This is a genomic window from Desmonostoc muscorum LEGE 12446 (assembly GCF_015207005.2).
GTDB lineage: Bacteria > Cyanobacteriota > Cyanobacteriia > Cyanobacteriales > Nostocaceae > Nostoc > Nostoc muscorum.
Genome location: NZ_JADEXS020000001.1, coordinates 3,237,788 through 3,258,017, shown reverse-complemented (window position 1 = coordinate 3,258,017; position 20,230 = coordinate 3,237,788). Strand labels below are relative to the sequence as shown.

The following is a 20,230-nucleotide window of genomic DNA, read 5'->3' as shown; positions in this document are numbered from 1 at the left end:
AAGCAACTCTGACATACACCGATAAATTAATAAATTCTCCCCTACGAAATTGAGGAAAATTATTAATTAAGGTAATTTCTGATGTGTAAGTTAATGTCTTGACGATCTCAGTAGCATGTTCAACAATATTTATACACAATAATACATGTAACTGATGAAACATCATGAATGCGTTAATAAGAATTTTATGAATCGATTTTTACTCGCTTAAATGTTAACAATGAATATTCTCTAAAAACTAAGCGATCGCGCACTGTTAAACTTTATCTACGGTAGAATTTATATCAAAGTTCTTAAACTTTGTTGTGTGAGCATAACGTGTGATATTTATCTAGATATTAGTTCTGGAATATAACTGTGTAGCTGCGATGAAATGGGACGTTAGCACGATATAGCAACTACCCTACTTCAAAGTCAATACTATTCAGTTGTTAACTCTCATAAATTAGCTTCAATGGTCATATTGATCTCAGTCTCTTCACCCTAACCTTCTTAATTTTGTTGTCTATTTACTGAAGTGGAAAGTCAAATTCTTGACAATGTGTGACCGAGAGCCAAAACTTTTAAAATGACAAATTATTACTATCTGCTTTATACCGACTATTTCCATTGAGGTAAATGTATTATGAAATCTATATTACAAATTTCACGCTTTCAAATAACTTCCTATGTCATCTTACTCGTAAGTGTTTTATTTAGTATTTCTGGACACTTGCTGATGAAGCACACCATGAGTAATAGTCATGAAGGATTATTTACTTGGGAATTTATTCAACAATTGACCTTATCTGTAACTGTTTATTGTTTAGCAATAGTAACTTGGATACTAGCTCTGCGAACAGTGAAATTGAGCATTGCTTACCCAGTAACCAGTTTAAACTACGTGGGTATACTTTTCGGTTCCTATTATTTTTTTAATGAGGTGATTACACTAACTAGAATATTAGGAGTACTTACTATTTTTCTTGGTGTTCTTTTAGTAGTTATTCCCCTGAAAAACTCTAAATGAATTTATAGTTACTTCAACAAAAAATATTAACAAATGAACATTATTAATTGGCTGAATTTAATGCTTGTCGTTTTGTTTGGAACAGTAGCGAATTTATCACTGAAGTATGGACTTTACATTTCTACTCCTAGCAACGAAGCAAGCGCATCTATCCGCAATCTCATATTTTCTCGTTATTTTATAATTTGGTTTATTTGCTATGGATTGATGACCTTATTGTGGCTTTATGTGTTGCGGACAGTTCCTCTAAGTCAAGCATTTCCAGTTCTGGGATTAATGTATGCACTGATACCGATCGCTTCTCACTATCTTCTAAAAGAGAAAGTTGTATTGAGCCAGTGGTTAGGAATTTCAATTATCATCGCTGGCGTAATTCTTGTTGTACATTAATAGCTCAATCAGTTATGAATATACAACAAAATCGGAAGATAAACTTTAACAACATTCCTAGAAAAATCAAAGCTTATGAAAATTGGCATTATCGGCGGAGGAATAACTGGGCTGGTATTAGCCCAACGCCTTTCACACCAAGGACATATAGTAACTGTTTTCGATAACAATAACCAGCTTGGTGGACTCACCACCTATCATGATTACGGGTTATTTACCTGGGATCGTTTCTATCACGTTATCCTACCTTCTGATACTCATTTAATAAATTTTATTAGAGATATTGGGCTAGGAGATAAACTACGTTGGCATCGTAGTTTAACAGGATTTTATGACAATCAAAAATTTTATTCTATTAGTACCGCTATAGAGTTTCTGCGCTTTCCTCTGTTTGGGTTGATGGGGAAAATTAGATTAGCTTTTACTCTTTTATATGGTTCACGTCTGAATAATTGGCAACGCTTGGAAAAGATTTTAGTTGAAGATTGGCTATTAAAACTCGGTGGCAGAAACACATACGAAAAACTTTGGAAACCCCTACTTCTATCCAAATTAGGGGATAACTATAAGCGAATATCAGCTGTTTTTATTTGGGCTTATATCAAAAGACTATTTTCAGCACGGGATTCTTCATTAAGTAAAGAACAACTTGGTTATGTTTCTGGCGGTTACAAAACTGTAATAGACCGTTTAGAAAAATTAATTGATGCGGCTGGAGGTCATATTCGCACAAGTACTGCGGTGGAATATATTGCACCTGCTCAAGAGGGTGGAATTTGGGTAGAATCTCAAGGAAAAAAAGAACATTTTGATAAAGTCATTTTTACTGGGCCAGTTAATATCTTGCAACAGGTTGTTGCAAATGAACTGGTGAAAGTTTCCCAGACTCGTGAAACAGTAGAATACTTGGGTGTAGTCTGCATGGTACTTATTACTCGTAAGGCTTTAGTTCCTTATTACGTAGTAAATATTGCCGATAGGAATATTCCGTTTACGGGAGTTATCGGTATGAGCAACCTAGTTTCTTTGGAAGAAACGGCAGGATATCACATGACATTCCTACCAAAATATATACTTTCCACTGACCCTTTGTTAAAACGCCCAGATGATGAATTGCAGCAACTATTTTTCCAGGGTGTACGTTTGATGTTCCCAGAACTCAAACCAGATGACATTGTGGTAGCACACATAAATCGAGCTATCAAAGTACAGCCGCTACAAGTTTTGAACTATTCAAGCCTTGTTCCCAAAGTCAGTACTGAAAACGCTGATTTTTTTGTTGTCAATACCTCACAGTTCGTGAATGATAGCGTCAATAACAACGCAGTTGTCAGACACGTTGATGAGTTTCTCAAAAAATCAACATTACTAAATTCTTGAAATTTGAGTACTGGTATTTTCAAAATCACACGAGGCATTTTTTATGAGTCTTTTTGTTCTTTTACCTGCATACAACGAGGAAGAATCAATTCCCCCCTTGTTCCAAAGATTTCACCAATTGCAGCAAATCTCTCAGATGGACATCCAACTAATTTTGGTTGATGATGGCAGTAGGGATAGAACTGCCCAGACTGCGATAGAAGAATCTCAATCACTGGGTATATCGCTGAAATTAGTACAACATCCCAAAAATGCTGGTTTAGGTCAAGCAATTAAAACAGGCTTCACAACTTTCTTAGAAATTTCTCAAGAAGGTGATTTTTTAGCCGCTATGGATTGCGATAATACTCAACCACCAGAACTGTTAATCAAGATGTATGACGCTATGGTAGCTGGGGGTTATGATATTGCGATCGCATCTAGATATCGCAAAGGCTCTAAAGTCATAGGTCTATCAAAATTTAGAGAGTTTATGAGCTACGGAGCAAGTTGGTTATTTATAATCGCAGCCCGCATACCAGGTGTGAGAGATTACACTTGTGGTTACAGACTATATAACCGTAATTTCCTCACTAAACTTGATATGTATTATGGGGACAATCTCTTCACAGAAAGTGGATTTGCTTGCATGATAGATTTACTGCTTAAAGCTAAAGTATTCAAACCCAGAATCATAGAAATTCCAATGGTTTTGAGATACGATCAAAAGCCGACTGCCAGCAAAATGAAAATTCTCAAAACTATTACTCGAACACTGAAGCTTTTGTTTAAGAATCTATCATCCACAAAACTAACTCCCAATTTAGGTCAAACTTTCAACGACGAAGAAACAGCAAAAATTCCACTGAAGATAGCAAATCGCAAATAAACCTGACAAGGAGACTTTGGATCAAATTAAGCTGATTCAGCAAAGAAAATTACATATTTAGTAGGAGTTATAATAATTCGTAATTATGACCCCATACTTATTCCCACTGCTTGACTCCTTTAGTTAACAAAAGTGCAAGTTGAATACATATAAGTGCATCTCATTTATTTGAACCATAATCTGCTGTAGGGTAGCACAGTGGTGCTACCCTATTTAGGGTTTAATTAGAGACTTTATTTGACTATTCCTGAATGACCTGGAATATCTGCCAAAGGTTCAAATCTTCCACCTAAGTATTTAGCGAGAAACTCTTCAGCGATCGCAAAAAAATGCAAGCGATTTTCTGGTCTGGCAAAACCATGTCCTTCATCGGGGTAAAGTACATATTGCACCGGCAAATTAGCTTGTTGCATTGCGCTCACAATTTGGTCGCTTTCTGCTTGTTTCACCCGTGGATCGTTTGCACCTTGACCGATGAGTAAAGGTTTTTGAATTTGGTCAGCGAAAAATAAAGGCGATCGCGATTTCAAAAACTCTTCTTCTGTCTCTAAATTACCAACACGGTGATAAAACATTGCCTTGAGTGGTTCCCAATAAGGCGGTATGGTTTGGATTAAAGTAATCAAGTTACTGGGGCCGACAATATCCACACCAGCCGCAAAAACTTCTGGTGTAAAAGTCAACCCCACCAGAGTTGCGTAACCACCATAAGAACCACCCATAATCGCAATCTTTTGCGGGTCGGAAATACCTTGTTCCACTAGCCAATTAACACCATCAATCAAATCATCGTGCATTTTGCCAGCCCATTCTCGGTTTCCAGCATTCACGAATGCTTTACCATAACCAGTAGAACCCCGATAATTTACTTGCAAAACAGCGTAACCCCGATTAGCTAGCCATTGCGCTTGGGCATCTAAACCCCAGGTATCCCGCACCCAAGGACCGCCATGAACTAGCAATACTGTTGGTAAATTTTCGCTAGGTATTCCCACAGGAGTTGTCAGGTAACCGTGGATAGTCAAACCATCCCGCGCCTCATAGGAAATTGGTTGCATTGAAGCTAACTGCAACCCTTCGAGTTTAGGTTTGTTGCTAAATAGGAAAGTGCTAGTTTTTGACTCTCGGTTGTAGGCATAGTAATAAACTGGGCCATCGTCAGTGTTATAAGCTACCAGCCAGTTCTTATCTTCTAAATCCCGGCTAATTAAGGAGAACTCCCCAGAACGTAATTTGGCGATTTCCTCAAAATCAGCAGCAATACTCTGGTCAATTACCCGCCATTCCTGTTTGTCTTTGTAGAAAGAAACTGCTTGGATAACTCGCGTCACAGGCTGAATGATTATCCCCACAAAATCGTATTGCGGATCTTCAGCAATAACGGTTTCTTGACGGGTGTCTAAGTCAACAGCTAGCAGTCGTTGGGCGTTAGCATCATGATTGGCTTCAATGTAGAGTGTTTTGCCATCACCAGAAAAGCTAACAGGACTCCCTTCTTCTTCTGGTCCCCAGTGGCGAAGAATATCCCATTGTTGATCTGTAGTTTCTCGTAATAACAAATCATAACCACCATCAGGGGTGCTAGTGGTTGCTGCACGTATTTGAAAATCCGCGTCAGCTGTCCAGCTAATAATGTTACCAGGGTTGTCAGTGTCAAACTCCACTGCACCATTTTTTAAGTTGATACGGTAAACGTCGAACTTTTGCGGATTGTTCAAGTTCAACGCTACTAGTATTTGGTCTGGAAATTTAGGTTCTATTTCTACAACTTCTGCTTTTACACCCTGGAACGGCGTTAAATCACGCACAATCTTTGATTCAATATTGACTAAGTAGAGGTGAAAATTTTCATCACCGTCTGAGTCTTGCATGTAAATCAATTCGTTGGCGTTATAAGTCCAAAAGAAAACGCGGATACCACGTTTTTTGTCCGCAGTTAGTGTTTGGTCATCTTCTTGTCCCACAGTTCGCAACCATACCTGCAAGACATTTTTCTCATCAGGGGCAACGTATGCCAAATATTTGCCATCGGGCGACAGTCTTGGACTAGCTTTTTCAGGATTTCCAAAGAGAATTTCACGCGGAATCACCGGTGGTAGTGAGGTTGCTGTTGCAGATGACATATTTTTATCCTCTCGTTGAGTGAATAATTCGTAATTGATAATTTGTAATTAGTAATTCGTAATTAGTTTATTACAGTTTCATCCTTCAATCTTCATTACGGGTCAAAATAAGCATTTTTCATGGTTTCAAGCATGGGGATTAATCTGTAGGGTAACAATTACGAATTATGTTCACTACCCTATTGTCCCTTGCTGGGAGAAATGATAATTCATCCTATTGGGTGAACCTAGCTGAAGAATTGTGGCAAAGAGGGCAGTAATGATTTGTAACTATAATTTGGTATAAATTAATATTTGCGAATGAGTCTTTGATACTAGCTATTTTCAGGTAAATAGACCACGCGGTAGGGGCACAGCAATGCTGTGCCCCTACAACAGATGTGGTTCAAATACATGAAAACTGCTGTAAATTGACGCAACAATCGTGAATTTAAGGGGGTTGGGTGGGGGATAGGTTCAAAAAACAAAGTAAGGCTAGCGACAATTATCGCAATGTCCGCAACGCCAGTTGGCTGCTTCTTTGTCAAAACCAAAGGCGTTTAATAAAAACTGCCAACGACACTGCTTGCTTGTGAGATATTGATGCATTTGTTTGGCGGCGTGTAATTGCGTCGCTGGCTGATTTTTCGTTTTTTTCTCAATGGTGTAATGAAAAGGGTCAAGCCAGTTTAGCTGACCGTTGCTGTGGAGTAAAGCTAAGGCTGTAGCAGCTTCGGGAAATTGTCGGGTTACTGCGTTGACTTCTCCCTGTTTTGGTAATTTTTTCACAAGTTGCTGCGCTATTTGTTGTTGCGATCGCATTTGTTCTTGAAAAAACTGCTGTCTTTGCTTATCTTCTGAATCTAACCACCCTGTAGGTTCACTCACCAGCGTTAAGGCTTCGGCTGGTTTCCCATCTCTTCCAGCACGGCCTATTTCTTGCACATATTCTGAAAGCAGATGTGGCGCGTGAAAGTGAATAACCCACCTGACATTGCTTTTATTAATCCCCATACCAAACGCGCAGGTACAAACCACAAACGGTATTTTGCCACTTAACCAGCTAGCTTCTACTGCACGGCGTTCTGTTGCACCTAATCCCGCATGATAACTCGCTGTCGCATAACCCATGTCTGCTAACCATTGGGCTAAATCTTCACTATCTCGCCTAGTGCGAACATAAACTAACCCCGATTGTTGCGGTCTATTTTGAATAAACTTTAATAATTGTTGTTTCCTACCTCGTGGCGTCCAAGCAATGCGGACAGTAGGATGCAAATTTGGACGGTAAGGATTCAACCGAAAAATCTCTGGTTGCTGTAATTGTAAAACTGTTTGAATAATTTTTTGGGCTAGGGGGTCAGCAGTGGCGGTAAAAGCCGCGATGCTAATTTTTGTTCCTGGTGGTTTTGATTTTAGCAATGCAGGACGTACCGCCCCTAATCTGCGATAAGCTGGGCGAAAAGTATCACCCCATTGCACTAAACAATGGGCTTCATCCAAAATCAAACCATTAATTTGCAATTGCGGCTGAGATAATCTTTCCCAAACTGGCGCACTCAACAAAGTTTCTGGCGATAAATACAGTAATCTTAGCTGTTGGCGTTCCAAAGCTTGCAGAGTTGCACGGCGTTGATACGAAGGTAATTCACTATGCAAAAGTGCTGCCTTTTGGTGGTTTTCTCGTAGTTCCTGTACTTGATTTTCCATCAACGCCACCAAGGGGGAAACTACCAAAGTTATTCCTGTTTGTAGTAGTGCCGGAAGTTGAAAACAAATTGACTTACCTCCACCTGTGGGCATAATAATCAGCGCATCTTTTTGTGCTAACAAACTGCTGACAATTTCTCCTTGTGGCGGACGAAAGTCTTCATAACCCCAAATTTTTTGAAAAGCTGCAAGAACTTCTTGCCAAGATTTTATTGTCGGCTGATTCATAATCAGTAGTAGATGCACTCATATTATTGAATAATTGAATATAGCCTCTGCTTTGGAGCTAATGGTTCAGTAATTTCATCATCTGAATATTCCAACCCTCAGGGCAATAATGAATTATAATTAATTATTATTTTTCAATTTATTAAATAAAAGACCCAATTAGATGAACGAAGACTTAAAACATAGATTTTACATCAACACCGATAAATCAAAATTAGATATTCAAATGATTCATGATTTTTTACAAACTTCCTATTGGGCTGAAAACATCCCATTAGCAATTGTAGAAAAATCAATCAAAAATTCTTTGTGTTTTGGACTTTATGAAGGCGAACAACAAGTTGGCTTTGCAAGAGTCATTACTGATTATGCGACTTCTGCGTTATTAAAAGATGTTTTTATTTTGGAGCCTTATCGAGGACAGGGTTTAGGAAAATGGTTTGTAGAATATATTGTGGAATATCCAGAACTCCAAGATGTTCAAAGGTGGATGTTAGGTACAAAAGATGCTCATGGACTTTATCGGCGTTATGGGTTTAAAAATTTGACTGAACCGGAAAGAATCATGATGCGTTTAAATCCTAATTGCGATCGCACTTGACCGCCAACAGCAAACCAGTGCGTAGGCGTAGCCCGTCGTAGACATCGCCAAGCTACATTGACAACTAGATTACAATCTAGGTATAGTTTCTCTGACTGGAGTTGTTCATCGGGTGATTCAATCCGATCCAATGACGAAGCACACCAGACAAGTATTACAGACTGCCCTCAAGGTGGTTGTCTTATGCCTGACACTGTTCCTAGTATGGACAGGCAATGGTTGGGCGCAAGTCACTACTGACAGCAAAATTGCTCCCCTGATTGAGAAGCTGATAGATAACGATGCTCACATCCGTAGCATTGCCGCAGACGCATTAGTTAATATCGGTTCGCCAGCAGTGCCATCTCTGATTGAAGCTTTGAAAAATCAGGATACTAATCTTCGCTGGCACGCCGCTTCGGTTTTAGGAGATTTGGGTGCAGAAGCAGCACCAGCTGTTTCGGCTTTAACTGCGGCATTGCAAGATGAGGATGCACAAGTCCGTCTGTACGCCACCTTAGCTTTAGGAAATATTGGTACAGCAGCAAAGGCAGCAGTTCCATCCTTGATGGCAGCATTACAAGACAAGGAACAATACGTTCGGATTTATGTTCCTTCTGCACTCAGGAAAATTGGTGTTGAAGCAAAAGTAGCTGTCCCAGTACTAACTGCTGCCTTAAAAGATAATAACCCCACAGTACGTTACAATGCTGCCTACGCTCTGGGTGCAATGGGTACAGAAGCTGCATCCGCTGTCCCGAATTTAATTGCTCTGTTGAATGATAATCTGTCTTACGTGCGTCTAGGTGCTATCAAAGGTTTGGGAGGAATCGCAGCAGGCTTTCAGGACAAAGCAAACGCTTTACCTACTTCCAAGTTGCAGAAAGTCATCTTAGATTTTGACCAGGTATTGACAACCATCCAAGAATACAAAGATAAATTCACAGAGACGGACATTAGGCTGATACGTCGCCCTCTGAATGCCCTAAAAGCAGAAAAAGAAACTCGCCTCTTTGATAGAGTTTTGGAATGGCTATTTGGTCATAAATTACTCTTGGGAATTGCCGCCTACGTTATCTTATTGCCTGCTGTGTGGTTAATTCTCTTGCGGGTAGCCCCTTTATGGTTGTTGAAAATTAACAACGCCCTCAAACCCTACACAGACTTTTCTCTACCATTTATCAGTGTTAATGTACCTCTGCGATATGTGCTATTTGTTGGCTGGTTTCATTACCATCCCAGAGTATTAGATGCTTGGGTAAGTAAATACATCAAAGCAGCCCGCGAACAATTTCCTAAAAAGGATACAGTTAGCAGTCGCGCCTGTTACATTCCCATTCCTGTTGTTTTGGATGGTACAACAGTTCCCCAACTTATGAGTGAGAATTTGCGCTCAACTTTCGATAAACAACGTAGCTGCCTTGTCATCAACGGTGAAGGGGGTGTAGGTAAAACGAGTTTAGCGTGTCAAATTGCTGGGTGGGCAATGGCAGAAGTCCAAGATCAACGACTCTGCAAACATCTAATGTTACCAGTGCTGTTGGAAGAAGAATTTCGGGTAACAGAAGGTAAGTCGCCGCTTTTAGAAGCCATCAGAGGACAGTTGCAAGCTTTAATTGATGAACCAGAGCCAATTTGTCAAGAGTTACTGTTACGTTTGTTAAGAAAGAAACGCATTTTAGTAATTGTAGACCGTTTCTCAGAAATGAATGCCACTACACGAGAAGCAATTGAACCGGAGTCACCAGAGTTTCCGGTGAATGCGTTGGTGATGACTTCCCGAATTGAAGAAAAGCTGGGACGTGTTAATAAGACGATAATTAAACCTTTGCGGATTGAGGCTAATAAACTATCGTCCTTTATGGAAGCTTATCTGATGCAGCGAGGTAAACGCGATCGCTTTACCGATCAAGAATTTTTTGACGCTTGTAACCGCCTTTCTCTCATGGTCGGTCAAAATAATATCACTGTTTTGCTGGCTAAACTTTATGCTGAACAGTTAATCGCAAGTAAAGAGGTTGCATCTAATATTTCTGCATTGCCAGAGAATATTCCGAATTTGATGCTGGGTTATATTAATGAACTCAATCGTGATGTTACAGACGAGCAATTTGACGATCGCACTGTTCATCAAGATGCCAAAAGCATAGCCTGGGAATGCTTGCAGCAAAATTATCAACCAGGAACCACCAAGCGTGGCGATGCTATTGTTGCACTAGCAAATTTGGGTATTGATGACCCCGAAGCACACCTCGATTATCTGGAAAAGCGCCTGCACCTGATTCAAACTATCGGTTCTGCCAAAGACAGAATCCGTTTCTGTCTTGACCCTTTGGCTGAGTATCTTGCAGGTTGGTATTTAATCGAATTATATGGGAATAACGATGGCAAATGGCGATCGCATTTTTTCAAAAAGGCAGATGATTTAGTCAAAACAGGCAAACAAGATGCCATTAAAGGCTTGTTGTTGGCGGTGCGAGATTGCTACTTGTCTGAGGTTCAAGGTAGCAAAGAAACGGACTTTGTACCCCAGAAGTTGGGTAAACTCGCTGGGTTTACACCTCCAGTTAATACAGCAGCTACTACTGTGCAAACAGTAATACCATAATTAATTGCCAGCTTGGGATTCTGCCTGTAATCCCTCTTCTCAGAAAATCTGGTTTCTTAGGAGAGGGATTAAATTACCGCCACCATCGCCCCACATCCACAATTCCACGCGCAACTTCTGCTGTTGCATTTTCACCACCCAACGCAAAGATAACTGGAAACAATGCCTCGATATCTGGTAGCAAGATAGAGCGAGTGTGAAGGGACAGCTCATGCAGGACATCTTGCCAGAAGGGGAAAATGTCCGCAGATAGTATTGGTGAACAACCGGAAGCTAATGCTATGAGGGCTTGGACACGAGACTTCTCAGACTCAATCGCCCTAGCAGCGGTGAGTGCTTCTTTTAACAACTCTGGTGGTAGTTTCTCAGCTAATGCTATCAGGACTTGGACGCGAGACTCCTCAGACTCAATTGCCCTAGTAGTGGTGAGTGCTTCTTTTAACAACTCTGGTAGTTTCTTGGCTAGTGGAATCAGGACTTGGGCGCGATAAAACTCGTTTTGAATTTCTCTGGCGGTGCTGAGTACTTCTGGCAATACCTCTAGTGCTACTTTCTCAGCTAATGGAATCAGGACTTGGGCGCGATAAAACTCATCCTGAATTTCTCTGGCGGTGCTGAGTACTTCTGGCAATACCTCTAGTGCTACTTTCTCAGCTAATGGAATCAGGACTTGGGCGCGATAAAACTCATCCTGAATTTCTCTGGCGGTGCTGAGTACTTCTGGCAATACCTCTGGTGGTAGTCTCTTGATCAATGCACTCAAAACTTGGGCGCGATAAAACTCATCCTGAACTTCTCTGGCGGTGGTAAGTACTTCTGGCAAGACCTCTGGTGGTAGTTTCTCGGCTAATACTCTCAGCACATCAGTGCGATACTGCTCAGACTCAATCCCCATAGCGGCGGTGAGTACTTCTTTTAACAACTTTGGTGGTAGTTTTTCAGCTAATGCTATTAGGACTTTGGTGCGATACTCCTCAGACTGAATTTCTCTGGCGGTGCTGAGTACTTCTGGCAATACCTCTGGTGGTAGTCTCTTGATCAATGCACTCAAAACTTGGGCGCGATAAAACTCATCCTGAACTTCTCTGGCGGTGGTAAGTACTTCTGGCAAGACCTCTGGTGGTAGTTTCTCGGCTAATACTCTCAGCACATCAGTGCGATACTGCTCAGACTCAATCCCCATAGCGGCGGTGAGTACTTCTTTTAACAACTTTGGTGGTAGTTTTTCAGCTAATGCTATTAGGACTTTGGTGCGATACTCCTCAGACTCAATCCCCATAGCGGCGGTGAGTACTTCTTTTAACAACTCTGCTGGTAGTTTCTCGGCTAATGCTGTGAGGGCATCGGCACGATACTGCTCAGACTCAATCCCCATAGCGGCGGTGAGTACTTCTTTTAACAACTCTGCTGGTAGTTTCTCGGCTAATGCTATCAGAACATAGATACGAAACCACTCATCCTGAATTGCTTTCAAGGCGATGAGTGCTTCTGATAACAACTCTGGTGGTAGCTTTGCAGCTAATGCTAATGCACTTAGGGACTGGACGCGATACAACTCATCCTGAATTGCCCTAGCGGCGCTGAGTGCTTCTGGCAATAACTCTGGTGGTAGTTTCCCGGCTAATGCACTCAGGGCATCGGCGCGATACTGCTCATCCTGAATTGCCCTAGCGGCGCTGAGTGCTTCTGGCAATAACTCTGGTGGTAGTTTCCCGGCTAATGCACTCAGGGCATCAGCGCGATATTCCTCATCCTGAATTGCCCTAGCGGCGCTGAGTGCTTCTGGCAATAACTCTGGTGGTAGTTTATCTGTTAATGCTTTGAGGGTATTGCCGCGATCGCTCTCATATTTAATTGCCCTAGCGGCGGTTATTGCTTCTAGCAACAATTCTGGTGGTAGATTCTGGGCTATTGCACTCAGGGCATCGGCACGATACTGCTCATCCTGAATCGCCTTCAAGGCGGTGATTGCTTCTGGCAACAACTCTGGTGGCAGTTTCTCAACTAATGCTGTTAGGGCATCAGCACGATACTGCTCATCCTGAATCGCCTTCAAGGCGGTGATTGCTTCTGGCAACAACTCTGGTAGTTTCTCAACTAATGCACTTAGGGTATCAGCACGATACTTCTTATCCTGAATCGCCCTAGCAGCAGCGAGAGCTTCTTTTAACAACTCTGCTGGTAGTTTTTCGGCTAATGCTCTCAGGAGTGGGGTGCGATAATACTCATTCTCAATCGCCCTAGCAGCGGTGAATACTTCTGGCAACAACTCTGGTAGTTTTTCAGCTAATGCACTCAAGGCTTGGGCGCGAAACTGTGCAGACTGAATCGCCCTAGCAGTGGCAAGTGCTTCTTTTAACAACTCTGCTGATAGTTTTTTGGCTAATGCACTTAGGGCATCGGCGTGATACCACTCATCCTGAATCGACTTTACAGCGGTGAGTGCCTCTGATAATAACTCTGGTGGTAATTTCTCGGTTATTGCACTTAGGGCTTGGGTGCGAAGCGGCGGAGCCTGTTCTAGCCTCACAGCAGTAAGTACTTTTAGCAACAAATCGGGTGGTAGATTCTGGGCTATTGCACTCAGGACATCGACGCGATACCTATCCTCCGGAATCGCCCTCAAGATGGCGATCGCTTCAGGCAACAATTCTGGTAATCTCTGGGCTAATGCTATCAGTGCTTGGGTGCGAAACTGCTCATCCTGAATCGCCCTAGCAGCGGTGAGTGCTTCTGGCAACAAATCGGGTGGTAGTTTCTCGGCTGTTAATGCAATCAGCACTGGGACGCGAAACTGCTCATCCTGAATCGCCCTAGCAGCGGTGAGTGCTTCTGGCAACAAATCGGGTGGTAGTTTCTCGGCTATTTGACTCAGGATTTGGGCGCAATACCAGTCGTCGTGAATCGCCGTTGCGGCTGTGAGTGCTTCTTTTAACAATTCTACTGGTAGTTTATCTACTAATGCACTCAAGGCTTGGGCGCGAGCGCTCTCAGACTCAATCCCCATAGCGGCTGTAAGTGCTTCTTTTAACAACTCTGGTAGTTTCTGGGCTAATGCTCTGAGGGCTGCGGCGCGAGCGCTATCATCATGAATTGCCCTAGCGGCTGTAAGTGCTTCTTTTAACAACTCTGGTAGTTTCTCGGCTAATGCTCTCAGGACATCGGCCCAATACTTCTCATCCTGAATCGTCCTAGCGATGGTGAGTGCTTCTGACAGTGCTAGTTTTTCTAAATTTGCTGGCAAATAGTTGATTAACTCAGTAACGGCTTCTACTTTCTCCTTTGGTTCTGGTTTTTGCAGGGCGTAAGCTAGTCCTTGTTCAGGAGTCCAGATATTGTTTTTGACTAACGCCACCAGCAAAACTGCTGGTAAATTAGCTGCCAAACTATTTAGCGAAGCCGTAATCAAAGCATAGCGACACTGTAAACCTACCACTCGATCCAGTGTTGACTCATGCCAATTCGCTTCTGCTAATTCCCAAGCACGAGAAATATCTGTGATGTAACCCCCAGTTTGTCCCACTTTCTCGCGCGCTTCATGCCAGCCATTGTTTCCTGTTCCCGACTCCTCCCGCAATAAGGAGTGAATTTCTTCTATCCGTTCAGCCTTTTCTAAATGCCAAACTAAATTTTGATGAATGTAACCATCATTGAGTAGAGTATGCCAAAGGTCTTTTTGTGTTTTTTGCCGATATTGTTCCAGTAGTTGACTGTGAGCATCGAGTAAATTAAACCCCATTCCCATAGGCACAGATTTAATTAATCGATCGCGAGCTACATCATGCAATAAATCGTGTATCTTGTAGCCTTTCCACTCAACACTCCCAACAAATACAGGCGAATCAGATTGAAGTAAGGCATCATTCCAAAGTAGCTCTAAACGCTCATCAGCTTCATCCTGGGATTCCATATCCCATAATGTAACTGCCATTGGTGCGGCTATTGTTACATCTTCTGGCAAAACTCCCAACCAAATAAAATTTTCCCAAGCTTGTTCGTCATAGTCTCGCAAAGCTTTCAGGCTTAAATTAAAGGTTGCTTCTAAAGAGTTTTCTTGACGCGCCCCGTATAAAACTTTTAAGTTTGCAACCTCTTGTTTCAAAGCCGCTTCCAGCTTCACCCATGTAATTCCCCATTTAACTCTTGCTGCTACCAAATTCAGGGCAATGGGTAGGTATCCCACAGTCTCGGCTACTCTCAAAGCCTCTTGTTTTTCTACTTCTTCTATTTCTCGTTCTAAAGACTTAGAAAGTAATTCCAGAGATTCTGCCGGCGTCATCAAATTCAATTGTTGCAAATAAGCACCAACACTATCAGCCACATCAGCTCGCCGCGAAGTGATTAATAGCTGGGATTGGGAACTTGCTACCAGAAATGGTTTAACTTTATCTGGTTCCCAAGCATCATCAACTACCAGTAAAACTGCCTTATCATGTAGTAAACTTCGTAAATGGGCTGAGGTTGCTTCTATATTAATGGCACGGAATTCATAGTCTCCCAATGCTTGCACCCAGCTACTCAGCAGCGCCAGAATATCTGGTTCCTGTCCCAAAGTTGCCCAAAGCACACCACCAGAGAAACGTTTTTGGATATCTTCATCATGAGCAAGGGCAGTCACTAAAGTTGTCTTGCCAATGCCACCTAAACCGTGAATTGCACTGATGAACAAAGCACCAGTATTAGATGTATTTGCCAGTAGACGAGCTTTAATTTCTATAGTAACTTGGGGGCGATCGACAAAATTGGCAGGTAAACTCGGTGCTTGAAAAGGTCTGTCAATTGGGCGACGATAATTAATAGTGAGACTACCTTCTACCCGACCTACAATAATATTGTTGTTGCCTTCAACGTTTTGAACAACATTTTCGTTACCTGAAATTGTTTGTTTAAACTGAGATTTAATATCAGGATTTAAACTGGTTACAGAAGTTTCATTATTTTCTACGTTACCTAAAATTGGTTTTTCAGCCTGAGACGGAATTTGTCTATCTAAATTATTTTGAGCAACTTCATCTCTAAGTGGATGTCGCCGACGCTTTAATCTCCGATGATTCCCTCTCAAAAAGCCAGCTAATTTAGACAAAAAAAGTATTATTTGCCTCCATAACCTTCTCAGGCTTCTTTTCTGCACAGTTTTAACTTCCTATTATTTTGGTTTTCTGACTAATTGATAGTTGCACCACCTTCTACTTTTGTAATCGCCTTATTACCATTACCCGCAATGTTTTGCACTGCGTTGTCATCGCCAGATATTGTTTGATTAAAAGTATTAACAACCTGAGAAATTGCTTCGGAATTTTCTTGCATTAAACGGGCAATCTCAGCATATAAATTTTTATCTTCATCCAGAAATTTCTTGAATTGTTTCTGGAGTGTTTCTTTGGCATCTGCATCATTAGGAAAATTAGCCAATTCTTCTGCTGCACCTTTTGCCATTGGCTTTGTATCTACTTTTGGTTGCAGCTTACTCCACAAAGCTTTAGCTTTTTCCCAGGCATTAGCCCCAAACCCTTCACCCAGTTTCTTACCAGCTTCTTCGGCTGCTTTCTCTCCTGCTTTCAGTAAGTACGGTAAAAAAGGAGTCAGGAAAGTAGTCAAAGTTATTATATCCATTTGCTTATTCTAATTATGTATCAACACCTGATAATAAGCGGTCAAATAAGCGCTCAAACTCAGGGTAATCACTTAATGTAATAATTTTTTATGGCGATGCCTACGGCGGCAAGCTACGCACCGCTTGTGAGAAATGCGGGGACAGCGTATTTCAGGTAAATTACAGCTATTTTCAGGTAAATAGACCACGTTGTAGGGGCGCACAGCTGTGCGCCCCTACAGGGGATTGTGGTTCAAATAAATGAAAAACGCTGTAAGGGAACTCCAAAAAATAAATTATTCCAATTTCTGGACTCAACGGCACTGTTCTTTCCCCCTGCCCTCTGCCCCCTGCCCCCTGCCTTCACAGTGATGGAATATTTTTTTAGTTGGAAGTCCCTAAGTACACGGGTAGGGGCACAGCCATGTTCCCTACGCGAAATCTATATGTATCAGGGTTTTAGTGAAATGGTATGAGCCTACGGCATAACGCACACTAGATCTACTGATTTTAGGAATGGAAAGGACAACCACCACTGGTTAATTTTTGCAGAAAAGCATTGTTATCAAAATAATGCTCCAAAGACTCAATCTTCAAATCATCAGTGACACGAGCAATACTAACTCCTACCATTTCTACTGTTTCTCCTGTAGGTGTATAGTCTTTATAGGAACCATTAAATGTCCCCCAATGTCGCCACTTAAAGCTAACATTAGGCGGTCCAGAAAGCACTTCTGTTAATTCCCAAAGAAAGCCATTAGGAAAAGCTGTATGAAAAAGTTCAAATGAAGATTCAAAGGTTTCGGATTTGGAGCTATACTGCTCACTTTCACCAAGAAATAAGTTATAAGTACCTTGTTCTGCAACTTCTTGGGCAGTGTATTGTTCTCCACCATTGCTACTCATTTTAAACTTATCAGCAACAATGGAAAGCCATTGTTGGGGATTAGATTTATGAGAAGCTTCCATTTCAAAAGTGCGGACTAAATTTTGAGCGATCGCTTCTAAAGAACCTTCGGGATGGTGAAATTTTCTCTCTTGATGAAGAACTTCATTAGTGCCTGAATAATTTGGACGTTTTCCTTCTCGCCACTGTACTTCTTCATCATGAGCAATAACTATATCTCTATCTTGTACCCACAGCGGCAATTCTGTAGTTTTCTCGCTAGTCATACAAGTTGATTGATAATAAACATCATTTATCAGAATAAAATTTTCTGGATATTAGGTAAATCACAAAATCTAAAAAGTAAAAAATATTAATAATTAACTTAGTATGCTTGACTTTTTGCAGAAATAGAAATAACGAAAGCATAAGTAGGGTAGCACAGCTGTGCTACCCTACTTATGCTTTCAACTAACTGCAAATCAAAACAGAAGTGTTTTACACTTTCTGTGCAGATACTCCTTGTGATTTTTCTTGAGTTTGCAATGCTGCATACAACCTATTGAGCGCATTTACATAAGCTTGCGCTGATGCCACGATGATATCTGTGTTCGCCGCATGACCAGAAAATACTCTGGATTCATAACGTAAACGAATTGTCACTTCGCCAATGGCATCAATACCTGCTGTGACTGATTGCACAGAAAACTCAATCAATTCGTTGGGCACATTCACCACACGGTTGATTGCTTTGTAAACTGCATCCACTGGCCCAGTACCGATCGCTGCATCGGTTAATTCTTCACCTTCTGGGGTACGCAGGGTGACTGTAGCGGTGGGTTTGGCGTTGCTACCGCAGGAAACTTGTACCAACTCTACCCGGAACAAATCGGGCGCTTGCTGGATTTCATCGTTGACGATCGCTTCTAAATCGCGATCGGATATTTCTTTCTTTTTATCTGCAACTTCTTTGAATCTGACAAATGCTTTATTTAATTCGCTATCCGACAATTCAAAGCCCAATTCTTTTAACCGGGTGCGAAAAGCATTTCTCCCTGAATGTTTGCCCAAAACTATTTGATTGTCTGTCAAGCCAATCAATTGGGCATCCATAATTTCATAGGTGAGTTTATTTTTTAATACCCCATCTTGATGAATGCCAGATTCATGGGCAAAGGCATTTGCCCCGACGATCGCTTTGTTTGGTTGGACTAGCATTCCTGTCAAATTAGAAACTAAGCGTGAAGTTCTGTAAATCTCACGGGTGTCAATATTTGTCAGGGATTCTTGAGATTCCTCTGGTCTGCCAACATAGGGATTAAAATATTGTCGTCGCACATGCAATGCCATCACCAATTCTTCTAGTGATGCATTTCCGGCGCGTTCACCAATACCATTAATCGTACATTCTAGTTGGCGTGCGCCATTTTTTACGGCTTCTAAAAAGTTAGCAACTGCCAAGCCTAAATCATTATGACCGTGAACGGAAATAATCGCTTGGTCGATGTTGGGAACATTTTCTTTAATGCCTTTAATAATTGCCCCAAATTCACTAGGTGTGGTGTAACCAACTGTATCGGGAATGTTAACTGTTGTTGCACCAGCGGCGATGGCAGCTTCTAAGACTTGATACAGAAATTCCGGATCGGAACGGGCTGCATCCATCGGCGAAAATTCCACATCTGCCATGAAGGATTTAGCATAAGCTACCATTTCTTGGGCGATCGCTAATACTTCTGCCCGTGACTTCCGCAACTGATATTCTAAATGAATATCTGAAGTGGAAATAAATGTGTGGATTCTACCATGAACTGCTGGTTTTAATGCTTCGGCAGCAGCTTCAATATCTCCTTTCATCGCCCTTGCCAAACTACAAATTACAGGGCCATTTTCTGTCCCCACAATTTCGGCAATCTTGCTAACTGCTTCAAAATCTCCGGGACTGGCAAAGGCAAACCCTGCTTCAATGATATCTACACCCAATCGTGCCAATTGCTTGGCAATCACTAACTTTTCGTCTATGTTCAGCGTTGCTCCCGGACATTGCTCTCCATCTCGCAGTGTCGTATCAAAAATCAGAATTCGATCGGTTTTAGTGGTCATTTGCCCTTTGTTGTTTAGTTTTTAGTTTTGGCTCAAAATATCTTCAAACTTAGTTTTTCTTTTACTTTTACCTTTGTAAATAATTGTTAATTCTACTAAGCATCAGTTTTTTCTATTTGATCTCTGATATCATTTAAATCTATATATCTATCCGTAGCATTTCGTAGTTCTCTAGCGATCATTCCTTCCGTTGACACTACCGTAATATGTGTATTTTTTGAGCGTAATAGTTCAATTGCTCTTTCAAAATCTCCATCACCGCTAAATAATACCACTCGGTCATACTGGTCTACTGTATTAAACATATCTACAACAATTTCAATATCTAAATTTGCTTTTTGGGAGTAGCGACCAGAAGTATCATCATAGTATTCTTTGAGAATTTTAGTTCGGACTGTATATCCCAGACTAATTAGAGCATCTCTAAAACCTCGTTGATCTTGTGGGTCTTTTAAGCCAGTGTACCAGAATGCATTGATTAATGTTGTTTCTGACTGCTCATGTTTGAAGTATTCTAAGACTCGTCGCGGGTCAAAAAACCACCCATTTTTTTGTTGAGCATAGAACATATTGTTTCCGTCTACAAAAATAGACAGACGATTCATTGGAGAACCCATACAAATTTACACCTAATAATATAAATGAATTTAGATCGAACAATAGATTATAGCAATTTTCAAATGCCTTGTTTGCTAATATCTATAAAGTAGTTGTTCATCTATAGCTCTGATGCTACCTCTTTCAAGGCAGAAAAACGGCTGCAACATTAGAGT

General features: G+C 41.3%; 13 protein-coding genes. 6 read left to right on the top strand and 7 right to left on the bottom strand.

Going from position 1 to position 20,230, the window contains the following annotated elements; all coding sequences use genetic code 11:
* Positions 1-625: 625 nt before the first annotated feature.
* The 4 genes from IQ276_RS13995 (at position 626) to IQ276_RS13980 (ending at position 3,647) form a co-directional block, all read left to right on the top strand.
* A complete protein-coding gene (locus IQ276_RS13995; RefSeq protein WP_193913429.1) occupies positions 626-1,009 on the top strand; it encodes an EamA family transporter in 384 nt (127 codons plus the stop codon).
* 33 nt (positions 1,010-1,042) lie between these two features.
* Positions 1,043-1,399, top strand: a complete 357-nt coding sequence (locus IQ276_RS13990) for an EamA family transporter (RefSeq protein WP_193913427.1) — start codon at positions 1,043-1,045, stop codon at positions 1,397-1,399.
* 75 nt (positions 1,400-1,474) lie between these two features.
* A complete protein-coding gene (locus IQ276_RS13985) occupies positions 1,475-2,779 on the top strand; it encodes an NAD(P)/FAD-dependent oxidoreductase (protein ID WP_193913425.1) in 1,305 nt (434 codons plus the stop codon).
* Positions 2,780-2,822: 43 nt separating this feature from the next.
* Entirely contained in the window at positions 2,823-3,647 is an 825-nt protein-coding gene (locus IQ276_RS13980) for a glycosyltransferase family 2 protein (protein ID WP_193913423.1), read from the top strand.
* A gap of 233 nt (positions 3,648-3,880) precedes the next feature.
* Here the strand turns inward: IQ276_RS13980 and IQ276_RS13975 are convergent, their stop codons facing one another.
* On the bottom strand, positions 3,881-5,770 hold the full coding sequence (locus IQ276_RS13975; protein ID WP_193913421.1) for a S9 family peptidase: 1,890 nt from the start codon (positions 5,768-5,770) through the stop codon (positions 3,881-3,883).
* 474 nt (positions 5,771-6,244) lie between these two features.
* Positions 6,245-7,687 (bottom strand): RecQ family ATP-dependent DNA helicase, encoded by a 1,443-nt coding sequence (locus IQ276_RS13970; protein ID WP_193913419.1) that lies wholly within the window; start codon positions 7,685-7,687, stop codon positions 6,245-6,247.
* 163 nt (positions 7,688-7,850) lie between these two features.
* Between IQ276_RS13970 and IQ276_RS13965 the strand changes: the two genes are divergently transcribed.
* Together IQ276_RS13965 and IQ276_RS13960 are read left to right on the top strand one after the other, a co-directional pair.
* Positions 7,851-8,288: a GNAT family N-acetyltransferase gene (locus IQ276_RS13965; protein WP_193913417.1), complete on the top strand. Its 438-nt coding sequence runs from the start codon at positions 7,851-7,853 to the stop codon at positions 8,286-8,288.
* A gap of 130 nt (positions 8,289-8,418) precedes the next feature.
* Positions 8,419-10,875: a HEAT repeat domain-containing protein gene (locus IQ276_RS13960; protein ID WP_193913415.1), complete on the top strand. Its 2,457-nt coding sequence runs from the start codon at positions 8,419-8,421 to the stop codon at positions 10,873-10,875.
* Positions 10,876-10,948: 73 nt separating this feature from the next.
* Here IQ276_RS13960 and IQ276_RS13955 read toward each other — a convergent pair whose 3' ends face one another.
* The 5 genes from IQ276_RS13955 to IQ276_RS13935 form a co-directional block, all read right to left on the bottom strand.
* A complete protein-coding gene (locus IQ276_RS13955) occupies positions 10,949-15,958 on the bottom strand; it encodes an NB-ARC domain-containing protein (protein ID WP_235115654.1) in 5,010 nt (1,669 codons plus the stop codon).
* Between the two features lie 80 nt (positions 15,959-16,038).
* On the bottom strand, positions 16,039-16,488 hold the full coding sequence (locus IQ276_RS13950; protein WP_193913413.1) for a hypothetical protein: 450 nt from the start codon (positions 16,486-16,488) through the stop codon (positions 16,039-16,041).
* Between the two features lie 490 nt (positions 16,489-16,978).
* Positions 16,979-17,641, bottom strand: coding sequence for an ester cyclase (locus IQ276_RS13945; RefSeq protein ID WP_193918598.1), 663 nt, complete (start codon positions 17,639-17,641; stop codon positions 16,979-16,981).
* Between the two features lie 211 nt (positions 17,642-17,852).
* Positions 17,853-19,457, bottom strand: coding sequence for a 2-isopropylmalate synthase (locus IQ276_RS13940; RefSeq protein ID WP_190876016.1), 1,605 nt, complete (start codon positions 19,455-19,457; stop codon positions 17,853-17,855).
* Between the two features lie 95 nt (positions 19,458-19,552).
* Positions 19,553-20,074 (bottom strand): LabA-like NYN domain-containing protein, encoded by a 522-nt coding sequence (locus tag IQ276_RS13935; protein WP_073643412.1) that lies wholly within the window; start codon positions 20,072-20,074, stop codon positions 19,553-19,555.
* Positions 20,075-20,230: the final 156 nt, after the last annotated feature.